Genomic DNA, 12,413 nt, shown 5'->3' with positions numbered 1-12,413 from the left:
CATAATTTTAGTCTTGGGCTGTGTATTGCTCTTTAGGTTCAGCCTACCATTTCCTTAAACATATCAAACACAAATCCTGTGCCGCATCTGTCGGCATAGGATGGGTGGAACTGTACTGAGAAAGCGTTCTTTCCCTCGTACTCGATACCCTCGCAGCTGCCGTCGTTGCTGTTTGTAAATACAACCTTGCAGTAATCAGGCAAGGTTTCGCTCTTTACAGTATAGCCGTGGTTCTGGCTTGTAATGTAAACTCTGCCGTTTTTGCTGAATTTTGCCGGCTGGCTTGAGCCTCTGTGACCGTAGTGAAGCTTTTCTGTCTTTGCTCCGCATGCAAGAGCCATAAGCTGGTGACCCAAACCTACACCCATAACCGGAATGTTTTTATCCATAAGAATTTTTACCTGCTCGATAATCTCTGTGTTTTCAGCAGGGTTGCCCGGACCGTCGGAAAGTACAACGCCGTCAGGATTCATAGAAGCGATTTCCTCTGCCTTTGTATCAGCAGGAACAACCTTAACATTAAGTCCGCACTGTGCAAGAGAATCTGCAATACTGTGGTTCATACCGAAGTTCCAAACAACTACAGTCTTTTCGCCCTTGCCGTCGATTTCTCCGCCCTGAGGATTTACGGATTTAACAGCATCCTTAATTTCATATGCCTTAATCTCTTCAAGGTCTTTTTCCTTATTATCAAGTGAATAGCAGAGCTTGCAGTTCATAACGCCCTTTTCACGGATAATCTTTGTCAAAGCTCTTGTGTCAATGTCGTAGAGTCCCGGGATATTGTTTGTTTTTAAAAAGGTGTCAAGCTCTCCATCACTGCGAAAATTTGAAGGAACCTGGCACCAATCACGTACAACATATGCATTTAAAACAGGTGTACCGCTCTCTTTATCAGAGGGAATAACACCATAATTACCAACCAAAGGGAATGTCTGTAAAACCACCTGACCAAAATAAGAAGGGTCGGTGAGTGTTTCCATATAACCGATTACAGAAGTGGTAAAAACAAGTTCTCCCACTGCTTCTTTTTTTGCACCAAAGGCTTTGCCCTCAAACACGGTGCCGTCTTCCAAAATCAAATACGCTTTATCACCCATAGATTTCTTCCCTTTCCAAATAGATTTTTGACGTACAGTACATCATCAACTGGATATTTTAATATATTTTTCACTATTGATTTTTCCGTAAAAGAAAATTAGTAATATTTTTTTATATCAGCCCACTGTACTATGCATAATTATATTATATCTTTTTTTATTTCATATGTAAATTATTTCCTTTACAGTATATTAAACAAAATTACAGGCAGATATTCGACTATTTCTTACATAATAATCACCGGTCAAAAAAACTTGACTTATATGCACAATGAAGATATAATTTTTCTATATACTTGCAGGGTTTAACATCTTTTTCCCTGCTTTTTTACACCGTTGCAGTTTAAACAAACCTATATTATAAAGAACGGAGAGAAGATTATGACACCGGTAACCGAATACTTCGGCAGTCTTGTTTTCAACGACACAACAATGAAACAAAGGTTGCCAAAAGAAACCTACAAAGCTTTAAAAAAGACTATTCAGGACGGCAAGCCACTGGATATTTCCGTTGCAAACGTAGTTGCCAACGCCATGAAGGATTGGGCTATTGAGCACGGCTGCACTCACTATTCCCACTGGTTTCAGCCTATGACCGGTATCACCGCCGAAAAGCACGACAGCTTTATAACACCAACCGACGGCGGCAAGGTTATCATGGAGTTTTCAGGAAAAGCTCTTATCAAGGGCGAGCCTGACGCATCTTCTTTCCCTCACGGCGGAATAAGAGCTACCTTTGAGGCAAGAGGCTACACCACCTGGGACCCAACCTCCTATGCATTTATCAAGGACGGTTCCCTTTGTATTCCTACAGCTTTCTGCTCCTACACAGGAGAGGTTCTCGATAAGAAAACACCATTGCTCCGCTCAATGGAGAGAATAAGCCACGAGGCTGTAAGAGTTCTGCATCTTTTCGGCAAAAAGGACGTAACACGTGTTATCACCACCGTAGGCGCAGAACAGGAATATTTCCTTGTTGACAAAAAGGTTTACGAAAAAAGACGTGACCTTATCTTCACCGGAAGAACCCTTATCGGCGCAAAGGCTCCGAAAGGTCAGGAGCTTGAGGACCACTATTTCGGCTCTATAAAGACAAGGGTTTCCGAATACATGAAGGACTTGGACGAACAGCTTTGGAAGTTCGGCATTTACTCAAAGACAAAGCACAACGAAGCAGCTCCTGCTCAGCACGAGCTTGCACCGGTATTCACCACCACAAACCTTGCCACCGACCACAACCAGCTCACCATGGAGATTATGCAGAAGGTGGCTGAAAAGCACGGTCTTGTTTGCCTGCTCCACGAAAAGCCATTTGCAGGTGTCAACGGTTCAGGAAAGCACAACAACTGGTCACTTTCCACCAACACAGGTGAAAATCTTTTCAACCCATCAAGCAATCCGGAACAGAATCTGCAATTTCTTCTTTTTCTTGCCGCTGTAATCAAGGGCGTTGACGAATATCAGGATTTGCTGAGAGTATCCGTTGCAAGTGCCGGAAACGACTGCCGTTTAGGCGGTTATGAAGCTCCTCCCGCAATAGTTTCAATGTTTATCGGCGGAGATTTGGAAGCAGTTTTGGAAGCTATGCTCCGTGACAAGGAATACGAAAGCAAAGGCAGAATTGAAATGGGAATGGGAGTTGATGTTCTCCCCGAAATAAAGAAGGACACCACCGACAGAAACAGAACCTCCCCATTTGCCTTTACCGGAAACAAATTTGAGTTCAGAATGTTGGGTTCAGCCATAAATATAGCTTGCCCAAATATTATGTTAAATACAATCGTTGCCGAAGAACTTTCACAGTTTGCCGACGAGCTTGAAAAAGCCGACGACTTTGAAAGAGCTGTAAGACATATAATCAAGCGCACATACAAAGAGCACCGCAGAATAGTTTTCAACGGCAACAACTACTCCGAGGACTGGGTTCAGGAAGCTGAAAGACGTGGACTTTTGAATTTAAGAACCATGCCTGAGGCAATGCCTTACTATATCAGCAAGAAAAACATTGACCTTTTTGAAAAGCACAAGATTTACACACCCGCTGAAACCCACGCAAGATACGAGGTTCTCCTTGAAAACTATGTAAATGTTGTTAACATCGAAGCCTTGACCCTCACTGAAATGGTTAAGCGTGACATTATTCCGGCAGTTACAAAATACATCAAGTCACTTGCAGATACAGCCATTGCAAAGAAGCAGATTTTGCCTAACATTTCAACAACAGTTGAAACAGAGCTCATCGAAAAGCTTTCTTTTGACCTTGAGGAATGTTACAGCAAGCTTATGCAGCTTGAATTCCACATTAAAGAGGTTGAAAAGCACACAAAGAACCACAGCGAAAAGCAGATACAGGCTCTCTCCGAATATGTATGCGGCAATGTGCTTACAGTTATGCGTGATATGCGCACAGTTTGCGACGACATGGAGGTCAACACCTCCGCCGAATACTGGCCATACCCATCCTACGGCGAACTGATGACCAGCGTTTGATTTTATTCTCCATAACAAACAACCCCACAGGAATAAATTTTTCCTGTGGGGAATTTTTATTTTCAGTTATTTTCGGTTTTTCTGTCATTCTCAAGAAAACCCATTCCGTACATCATAAGATTTTCCGCCATTGATGCTATTTCCGCCGGGGTCATCACCAAGCCGTCTTCAAACCATTTTTGAAGCAGTCCTATACATCCTGCGCTTACAAAGGTGTAGTAATATTCCAGCTTCTGTGGAGTTGCGTTCTTATAAAATTTTCCGTAATTCTCAACACAAAGCGTTCTTCCATAGTCAATAAGCTTCATTGCAAAAGCCTTGTCGCCGTAATTGCCCAAAGTTACAATACATAAATCTGCGTTATCCTTGATACACTGAAATATACCTGTTGTCACCGTAAGGTAATTGGGGTTTCCCTCTTCGGAAGCAACAATAGGTTCCAAAGCGGTTTTTATACCCTCAAACATTTCCTCCTCAATCTGATTTAACAGGTCGTAAATATCCGTATAGTGAAAATAAAAAGTGCTTCTGTTGATTTGAGCAAGCTCGCAAAGCTCCTTTATAGAGATACTCTGGATAGGCTTATTTCTAAGTATCGTGGTAAAAGCTTTTCTTATCATGGCTTTTGTTACCCTTGTTCTGTGGTCATTTTTTGTTGTTTTCATGAAAATTCCCCCTAAATCAACAGATATTGCTTTTCTGTCGTATATCTTCACAGCATGGAAAAATCTGATGATTGATAATCTACAATAAAGCTATTATAATACAATCGAAGAATTAAATCAACACTATGTTTATTATTTGGTTAAGGAGTTGACTTCTATGAACAGGACATACATTATCACAGGAGCAAACGGACATTTAGGAAACACTATTCTCAGAACTATAGACAAAAGGAAAAATCAGGTCAGAGGTTTAATTCTTCCCGGAGAAAATCCATATTTAGCCGGAGTCAACTATTATTTCGGTGACGTTACAAATCCTGAAACACTGCGTCCCCTTTTTGAAAACACATTTGGCAGTGAGGTTTACGTAATCCACACCGCCGGCATTATCAGCATAGAAAACAACGTATCTGAAAAGCTTCGTCAGGTAAACGTAGGCGGAACAAAAAACATTGTAGACCTCTGCAAAGAATACAAAGTAAAAAGACTTGTATATGTAAGTTCCGTACATGCCATACCCGAGGGAGAAAAAAGCGAAACTCTTACGGAAATTTCTCATTTTTCACCGGATGAAGTAATCGGCGGCTACGCAAAGACAAAAGCCGAGGCAACCCAGATTGTTTTAGACGCCGCAAAAGAGGGACTTAACGCCGTTGTGGTACATCCCTCCGGAATTTTAGGTCCATACGACAATTCCGGCAACCATCTTGTACAGCTTGTAAAGGATTATATAAAAGGCAAGCTTCCCGCATGTGTCAAAGGCGGATATGATTTTGTTGACGTCCGTGATGTTGCGGCAGGCTGTCTGCTTGCGGCGGAAAAAGGCAGACAGGGCGAATGTTACATTCTTTCAAACAGACATTACGAGATTAAGGACATTCTTGCATTAGCCAAAACCATAGGCGGCGGCAAAAGAATACCTGTACTCCCCATGTGGATGGCAAAAATGGCAGAGCCTTTTCTGAGAAAAGCCGCAGAAATCAGAAAAAGGAGACCTTTATACACAAAGTACTCCCTGCACACCCTCACCGCCAACGACAAATTTTCCCACGAAAAAGCCACAAAAGAGCTCGGCTACCACCCCCGTGACATAAAAACCACCATCGCCGACACTCTTTTTTATATCCGACGTGCCGGGGTACTAGCCGGAGGCAAACTACAGCACAAATCAGGAAAGTCCTCCTGTTAAAATTCAGATTTATTTACCATTTGTATGTATTAATTTCAAAAAACAACGTCAGCGGACTGAATTGTAACCAGTCCGCTGACGCTGTTTTTATAATATATATTATTGAAAATAATCACACGATATATTATTATAGATTCAAAAAGAGGGGTGGAATCAAATGAGATATATATCAAAAAATCAAACCGGCGACTTTGAATTTCACGATACATCTATTATTTCAAGCCTAAGAGAAAAAGAAGCTCTTGTTCTTAAAACAATGTATTTATGTATACACAAAAATTCTGCAAACAATCCATTTAATTTGGATATGGAGCTTTCACTTGCTAAGATAACATTTCAAGATTTTAAAATTGAATCATATAAAGAATTGGGGTATACAAAATATGACCCTAACACCAAAACAGAAACAAAAATTACTGATATCTTCCTTTATGGAACAGAAGCCGAAGAAAAGTTTAACACTATTTTAGAAAACACTAAGGAAAAAGGGCTTCGTTTCAACTGTTTCGAAAAAAACGACAGCCTGTATTTCTTAGAAATTATTTATCCGCAAGGCGTGTTTTCAGCAGAGTGTACCGCTTCCAACATCTTAGTGGAATGGGAAGAATTTGTAAAACCGGCATGGTATGAGTATGAGAATAATATTACAGATACGCTTATTCTTATGACTCAAGAAGGTGAAAAAACAGTGGAGGCAACTGTTCAATACGATGGCAGATATTCCGAGGACTTAGAACCCTGTCTTTCATTTGCGTTTGACGGTAAAAACTACTTTTCACAAAAAAGATATTATAATTTTGACGAGCTTTTTGCAGAAATGCAAAACCAGCTTCCAAAGGGCGTTTACATAAAATGCTGTGTAACCTGCCGCCACGGAAATTTTTGTCCCTACGGAAATTATCCGGATGAAATTTTCTGCACAAAGGAAGTGACAATCAAAAACTGCGGGGATGTATGCCGCTACACCGCAGATATAGAAAAAGAAAGACAAAACCGCCTGAGAAAAAGCACATTCTGCTGCAATGATTACAAAATACAAACAGAGGATTTTTTCACATACAACGATTTTCTTTATTTTTTAGATAAATATAAAAAATGATACCATGATATCTTTAATCATTCTTTTATGAGATTATTCACAAAATCTGTTTACGGAAACGCTATTAACTAACAAACCAAAACTACAGTATATTTTTTAATATAATTTAATTCATTGACAAAATAAATCATTGTAATTAAAATTAAAGCAACGGCAAAAATACAAAGTAAATCAGTTTATCTAAGCTTTGGAGAAATATTAAAATGAAAAAAATAACGGCTATATTTTTATTAAGCATATTATTAGTGTTTTCCGGCTGCAATCAGGAAACAGACAATACAGTAAGCACTCAATCTTCTTCTGAAAGCAATGACCTGTCTGCATCTATCAACACAGAAACCTCAACAGAATGGCCTGAAATTACAGAGAACGGAGTCAACGAAGAATTACTAATGCAAAATATCGACACCGAAACCTTAGAAACAATAGCCGCAGAACTTCAAGCCCTATGCGATGAAGTGATAGAAGAAGAACAGCAAAATCCGGAAATTATGTTTACCGAGGGATTTACAAGAGTATTTGAAAAAGAGCGTTATAAAAAAGTTGTCGGTATGGGTGATATCGCCATGAAGCCGCTATATCTTATTATTTATAAAAGCGAGGACAGCGGAATGTACGAGTATATCTGCGCAAGGGCGTTATATGATTTATCGGGCTTTGATTTTGACTGGATTAACTCAGAAGAATTTTTAGAAAAATTTAACAAGGAAATATTAGAAATCAGAAAACAATCATCCACCTAATAAAAACTTTTTTCTTTAATTTTACATCTTACAAAAAAGCCATTCGTAACAACGGACGGCTTTTGTTTTTTATACAGAAAAAGAAAAAACCACTCGCTTTTGCGAATGGTTTTGATTTTGGCAGGGGCAGAATACGTTTTATTTTTAAATTAACCTCATATCGTCAAAATGGTTCACGTTTTCTGGAAATCTCCCATAAACGCTACGGGCTAAATCTTTTGTTTCCGCCGGACAAGACTTATATTTTTACAAAACTTCATTGTTCCGGCGGATTGAACCCTCTTTTTTTAAATCACCTTGCTCGGACTGTTTTCTTAACGCCCTTTCAAGTCCTTCTGCTGTTCTATTTTTAGGATATATAAAGAAAAAGCCATCCGTTTATACGAATGACTTTATTTTTGGCAGGGGCAGAATACGTTTTATTTTTAAATTAACCTCATATCGTCAAAATGGTTCACGTTTTCTGGAAATCTCCCATAAACGCTACGGGCTAAAAACAGTCCACTGGACTGTTTTCTTAACGCCCTTTCAAGTCCTTCTGCTGTTCTATTTTTAGAGTATATAAAATAAAAAGCCATCCGTTTATACGAATGGCTTTTGTTTTTGGCAGGGGCAGAAGGACTTGAACCCTCGGCACGCGGTTTTGGAGACCGCTGCTCTACCAACTGAGCTATACCCCTATTTATCTCCCGAAAATCGGTACGTGTGATATTATACCTTTTTTATCTATAATTGTCAAGCCTTTTTTGTATTTTTCTTTCATTTATTTTACCTATATCCCGTTCCTTTTAATATCATTTACAGTTTTTCTCTCTTTTTCTCGTTTTTTATGAAAAATATGCAGTTATCCCTTGACAAACAGGTGAAATAATGCTAAAATACCACCATTACTTTATCGGTTTAAAGCTTTTAATCGATAAACCTACCGGATATAGTATACACTTAAAAGAAAAGGGGACGATTTTATGGATTGGGTAATCTGGTTAATTCTGGGTATCTACATCGCTGTTATGGCTTTTATAGGCATAATGAGCGCACGAAAAGTTAAAAACCTCACTTCCTTTATTGTCGGAAAAAGAGAAGCGGGGCCTTGGAAATCCGCATTCGCTTATGGAACAACATATTTTTCCGCTGTTCTTTTCATAGGTTATGCAGGAAAATCCGGTTGGGATTACGGACTCTGGGCAGTTCTCATAGGACTTGGCAATGCAATTTTCGGCGCATGGCTGGCGTGGAAGCTTCTTGCAGAGCGCACACGCTCGGTAACACGCAGAATGAAAATAAAAACTATGCCTCAGCTTTTTGAAAAACGCTACAACAGCAAAGCCATGAAGGTTTACGCCGCTGTTATCATATTCATATTTATGACCCCATACTCTGCCTCCGTTTACTCGGGACTCAGTTACCTGTGCGAAAACGTGCTGGGCATAAACTATCAGACCGCAATGGCTGTTATCGCCATAGTCGCCGCAGTATACCTGGTTTTGGGAGGATACCTTGCTTCCCTCACCGCCGATTTTGTCCAGGGCATAGTTATGGTAGGCGGAATTGTCGCCATGATTTTCTTTATAATGAATTCTCAGCAGGTGGGAGGAATAACAGAGGGTATTCCAAATCTCCTTGAAAAAATGGACGAGGCGGGAATGGACGCCACAACTCCAAGCTTCTGGATAGGACTTATCGGTCTTATTATGCTTACAAGCTTCGGAACATGGGGAATGCCTCAGATGGTTCACAAATTCTACGGTATTGCAGACAAAAAGTCCATTAAAACAGGAACTATCGTTTCAACAGCATTTTGCCTTGTAATTTCAGTGGGCGCATACTTCGTTGGCTCTCTTTCAAGACTTTTCTTCGAGGAAGTTCCCTCAGGAAATCACGACTTGATTGTTCCTCAGATTTTGGTTCAGTCACTTCCAACAGTTTTGCTGGGTATCGTGCTTATTTTGGTGCTTTCCGCATCTGTTTCCACACTTTCGGGAATTACACTCACCTCCTGCTCTTCAATAACCATGGACATTATCTCATCTGTTATTTTCCCAAAAATGAGCAGAGAAAAAGCCCTTGTGCTTACACGAGTTCTTTGCCTTGTATTTATTTTCTTCTCTTATCTGATAGCTGTACAGCAGTCGCCCATACTTTTGCTTATGTCATTCTCATGGGGATGTATTTCAGGTTCATTCCTTGCACCGTACATACTGGGACTTTACTGGAAGAGAATGAACAAAACAGGCGCATGGTGCGGCATGATAGGCGGTTTGATTGTGGCAATAGTTTTGACCATAATTTCAAAGGCTGTAGGTCTTGACTCAGGAATGTCAGCCGCCTGCGGAATAGCCGCAATGATTGCTTCACTTATCTTCTGTGTTATCGGAACACTTCTTTCAAAAAAACCTGCAAACAGCGAGGCTTTCTTTGAGGCTGAGGCAAACGACGGAAAAGCTGCTTAATAAATTCATATAAACCCAATATTAAAGCCGCTGTGAGTTAAATTCTCACAGCGGCTTTATTTTATATATTCCATTTAAACACTGTTTTAAAAGGTGTTGTCAAATCTGTTTCAAAAACTCTGTGTATGTCTTTAATAGTGCATACAGCCTCGTCCTCCTGAATAATGGAAGAAAGTCTTGTCTGTATATCCTTGTCAGACATCATGGCTATTGCCCTTTCAAAATCCACTCTGCCGGAGCGGCTGCTGCCAACAATGGTAAGTCCCTTTTCAAGCACCATTCTGGTAAAAATAGGAACCGGGTTTTCGCTTACTCCCATAAGGATAATTGAACCCTGTGGGCGGATATGGGCGATTATATCGGAGATAGCGGACTGACTGCCCTCTCCTCCGCAGCACTCAAAGGCGTGGTCACAGCGGTAATTTTCCGGAAGCTCGTTTGCAAGGTAGGTGTTGTCAACAAAACCGAACAAATCAAGCTTTTTAGGAGTCATACCCACAACTGTAATCTTTGACTTTGGAAATGCGTTTTTCAAAACCAAAGAAACCACAAATGCCAGGCTTCCGTCGCCAAATACAACTATATCATCTCTGTACTCATGTGCCAAAGCTTCAAAACGTGCAACAGCGTGCATAGCCACACTTATAAATTCCGTAATGGCGGCTGTTGTAGGTGAAATTTTATCGTATGCCACAACTCTGTCGGGATCTATTGCCACAAGCTCACGCATAAAGCCGTCTTTTCCGCTGGACAAAAATCCGCTGTTTGGCGCATAGTTTTCATAAATTCCCTTTATGGAATCTCCGGGAACATTTGGGATTAAAACAACCCTCTGTCCCACGTTAAAAGTGTTGCTGTTGTCCTTTATTACAACGCCGGCGCACTCGTGTATCAAAGCCATTGGAAGCTTCTTTGCCAAGTCACGGGCATTTCTAAGTCCTCTGTAATATCTCTGGTCGGCATGGCATATTGCCATATACTCGGGACGAACTATAACCTTTTCTTCCTCTGTTGCAATCTGCTGGTATTTTACTGAAAATACGTGAGGACTTACAAGCTGATAAATAGAATTAATCACGCTTTTCCCCTCCTGCCATTGCTTCGGCAACACGGTAATCCTCTATGGCAGTAATCTTCATATTTGCAACATCTCCCTGAACAAGGCTTACAGGAATATTTGCAACAACCAAAATCTTGCAGGCATCCGTCAAAATTGCCTTTTGCTCATCGGAAAGGGAGTTATATGTGTTTTTAAGCAGGGACATATTAAAGCTCTGCGGAGTCTGTCCCTGATACATAAGTCTGCGTTCAGGAATTTCTGTGATAAACTTTCCGTCATCAGAACGAACAATAGTATCTGTTGCAGGAATAACCGTATCGCATGCACCGTACTTCAGCGCAGCATCGATATTTTCTTCAATAATACGGATACTTACAAACGGACGAACTGAGTCGTGAGTAACGATGATATGGTCGTCGCTTGCTCCGTAATCTCTTTCAATTCCGTCTATAATGCTCATGATTGTCAGGTTTCTGTCTTTTCCGCCCTCAACAATCTCAACACGCTCAGGCTCGGAAATATATTTCTTTATAAGGTCCTTTGCGTACAGCACCCATTTTTCATGAACGCCTATATAAATCTTCTCAAAACGGCTGCACAGCAGGAATTTTTCAAGTGTGTGAATGAGAATAGGTTTTTCACCCAAAGGCAAAAACTGCTTTGGTCTGTCGGCAATTTTCATACGGCTTCCAACGCCGCCGGCAAGGATTGCTCCGAATATCATATATTATCCATCCTTTCTCTTTAAATAGTAAACACCTTTATATTTTTTATAGGAGTTATTCAAATCAATAAAAATCGCATCGTGGTGAGGCTTCTGCTTTTCCTTTGGAGGCAATTTCATATAATCGCCGAAAGCGGTTCTCAGGTACACGTCGTAACCCTGAGGAATAGGCATTTTCACATTCTCAAAGTCAACCCAAATTGCCTTGTCAAAAGCTTCACGGGGATATTGTTTTTTCATGTAATAAGGGCCTGAACAAAGCTCTGTAATGTAATTACATTCCTTTATAGGGTATTTTGTCATTTTGCGTTCCGCAAGCTTCCAAAGCTTGTAGCGCAGCTTTTTGGAAGGCACAAGCATCAAAGCAATTTTACCTGCAACTGAAACAGCCTTTCCGTGATTTACAGGCACTGTCTGTGCGCAGTAAAGAGAATAAACAAGAGCCCAGAACACCTGCATTTTTCTTTTCATTTTTCCGTCAGGCCATCCGTCAAGGGGAAGCACATCCAGCGCAACGCCGTGGCTTATATCCATGTCCACCTGATAGGGCTTAATGGCTGTAGTTTCATTGTCACGGATTGTTACAAACAGGTTTCCGTCAACACGGTTCTTGTCCGCATAAACGCAGGCATATTTTTCCGTATTTGCGTATTTGGGCCAAAGCTCCTTGAGCTTTTCATAATCATCTCTCGGCATGAAAACATCCACGTCGTCGTCCCACGGAATAAAACCCTTATGGCGCAGGGAACCTATACAGCATCCTCCGCACATGTAAAACAAAAGACCGTGCTCGTTGCAAAAATCCTTAAAATACAAAGCGATTTCAAGGCTTTTGTTTTGAAGCTCACGTAAAGAAATCTCGCCCATTTCAGTTCTCCTCCTGTAAAAGCCCT

The 12,413-nt window shown here is 40.7% G+C and carries 10 protein-coding genes and 1 tRNA gene; 5 read left to right on the top strand and 6 right to left on the bottom strand.

Annotation, left to right across the window (positions count from 1 at the left end; translation table 11 throughout):
• Window positions 1–38: 38 nt before the first annotated feature.
• Complete coding sequence (locus B5F08_RS04345) at window positions 39–1,100, bottom strand: carbamoyl phosphate synthase small subunit (RefSeq protein WP_087376739.1); 1,062 nt, start codon at window positions 1,098–1,100, stop codon at window positions 39–41.
• A 381-nt stretch (window positions 1,101–1,481) separates the two neighbouring features.
• Here B5F08_RS04345 and B5F08_RS04340 point away from each other — a divergent pair, with 381 nt between their 5' ends.
• Window positions 1,482–3,590, top strand: coding sequence for a glutamine synthetase III family protein (locus B5F08_RS04340; RefSeq protein ID WP_087376737.1), 2,109 nt, complete (start codon window positions 1,482–1,484; stop codon window positions 3,588–3,590).
• 62 nt (window positions 3,591–3,652) lie between these two features.
• Here the strand turns inward: B5F08_RS04340 and B5F08_RS04335 are convergent, their stop codons facing one another.
• Window positions 3,653–4,255, bottom strand: a complete 603-nt coding sequence (locus B5F08_RS04335; protein WP_087376735.1) for a TetR/AcrR family transcriptional regulator — start codon at window positions 4,253–4,255, stop codon at window positions 3,653–3,655.
• Window positions 4,256–4,412: 157 nt separating this feature from the next.
• On the opposite strand from B5F08_RS04335, the gene B5F08_RS04330 reads away from it, so the two are divergent.
• From B5F08_RS04330 to B5F08_RS04320, 3 genes are all read left to right on the top strand, one after another.
• On the top strand, window positions 4,413–5,444 hold the full coding sequence (locus B5F08_RS04330) for an NAD-dependent epimerase/dehydratase family protein (RefSeq protein ID WP_087376733.1): 1,032 nt from the start codon (window positions 4,413–4,415) through the stop codon (window positions 5,442–5,444).
• 157 nt (window positions 5,445–5,601) lie between these two features.
• Entirely contained in the window at window positions 5,602–6,543 is a 942-nt protein-coding gene (locus tag B5F08_RS04325) for a DUF6304 family protein (protein ID WP_087376731.1), read from the top strand.
• Between the two features lie 203 nt (window positions 6,544–6,746).
• The gene (locus B5F08_RS04320) at window positions 6,747–7,286 is read left to right on the top strand and encodes a hypothetical protein (protein WP_087376729.1); all 540 of its coding nucleotides are present in this window, start codon (window positions 6,747–6,749) and stop codon (window positions 7,284–7,286) included.
• A gap of 604 nt (window positions 7,287–7,890) precedes the next feature.
• On the opposite strand, the gene B5F08_RS04315 is transcribed toward B5F08_RS04320, so the two are convergent.
• Window positions 7,891–7,966 (bottom strand) — tRNA-Trp (locus tag B5F08_RS04315).
• Between the two features lie 285 nt (window positions 7,967–8,251).
• Here B5F08_RS04315 and B5F08_RS04310 point away from each other — a divergent pair.
• Window positions 8,252–9,736, top strand: a complete 1,485-nt coding sequence (locus B5F08_RS04310) for a sodium:solute symporter family protein (protein ID WP_087376727.1) — start codon at window positions 8,252–8,254, stop codon at window positions 9,734–9,736.
• A 61-nt stretch (window positions 9,737–9,797) separates the two neighbouring features.
• On the opposite strand, the gene B5F08_RS04305 is transcribed toward B5F08_RS04310, so the two are convergent.
• Genes B5F08_RS04305 through B5F08_RS04295 form a run of 3 tightly spaced genes read right to left on the bottom strand, consistent with a single transcriptional unit; the run spans window position 9,798 to window position 12,387 of the window.
• Window positions 9,798–10,814, bottom strand: coding sequence for an alcohol dehydrogenase catalytic domain-containing protein (locus B5F08_RS04305; RefSeq protein WP_087376724.1), 1,017 nt, complete (start codon window positions 10,812–10,814; stop codon window positions 9,798–9,800).
• On the bottom strand, window positions 10,807–11,520 hold the full coding sequence (locus B5F08_RS04300; protein ID WP_087376722.1) for an IspD/TarI family cytidylyltransferase: 714 nt from the start codon (window positions 11,518–11,520) through the stop codon (window positions 10,807–10,809). The genes B5F08_RS04305 and B5F08_RS04300 overlap by 8 nt, the downstream gene beginning before the upstream one ends.
• Before the next feature lie 3 nt (window positions 11,521–11,523).
• A complete protein-coding gene (locus B5F08_RS04295; RefSeq protein ID WP_087376720.1) occupies window positions 11,524–12,387 on the bottom strand; it encodes a LicD family protein in 864 nt (287 codons plus the stop codon).
• Window positions 12,388–12,413 lie beyond the last annotated feature (26 nt).

It is taken from the genome of Anaeromassilibacillus sp. An172 (assembly GCF_002160515.1).
GTDB classification, from domain to species: domain Bacteria; phylum Bacillota; class Clostridia; order Oscillospirales; family Acutalibacteraceae; genus Limousia; species Limousia pullorum.
This window is presented reverse-complemented; position numbering and strand designations above follow the sequence as displayed.

Coding starts and splice junctions, on each gene's coding strand:
- B5F08_RS04345 (WP_087376739.1), bottom strand. CDS start 1,100: ATGGGTGATAAAGCGTATTTGATTTTGGAAGACGGCACCGTGTTTGAG.
- B5F08_RS04340 (WP_087376737.1), top strand. CDS start 1,482: ATGACACCGGTAACCGAATACTTCGGCAGTCTTGTTTTCAACGACACA.
- B5F08_RS04335 (WP_087376735.1), bottom strand. CDS start 4,255: ATGAAAACAACAAAAAATGACCACAGAACAAGGGTAACAAAAGCCATG.
- B5F08_RS04330 (WP_087376733.1), top strand. CDS start 4,413: ATGAACAGGACATACATTATCACAGGAGCAAACGGACATTTAGGAAAC.
- B5F08_RS04325 (WP_087376731.1), top strand. CDS start 5,602: ATGAGATATATATCAAAAAATCAAACCGGCGACTTTGAATTTCACGAT.
- B5F08_RS04320 (WP_087376729.1), top strand. CDS start 6,747: ATGAAAAAAATAACGGCTATATTTTTATTAAGCATATTATTAGTGTTT.
- B5F08_RS04310 (WP_087376727.1), top strand. CDS start 8,252: ATGGATTGGGTAATCTGGTTAATTCTGGGTATCTACATCGCTGTTATG.
- B5F08_RS04300 (WP_087376722.1), bottom strand. CDS start 11,520: ATGATATTCGGAGCAATCCTTGCCGGCGGCGTTGGAAGCCGTATGAAA.
- B5F08_RS04295 (WP_087376720.1), bottom strand. CDS start 12,387: ATGGGCGAGATTTCTTTACGTGAGCTTCAAAACAAAAGCCTTGAAATC.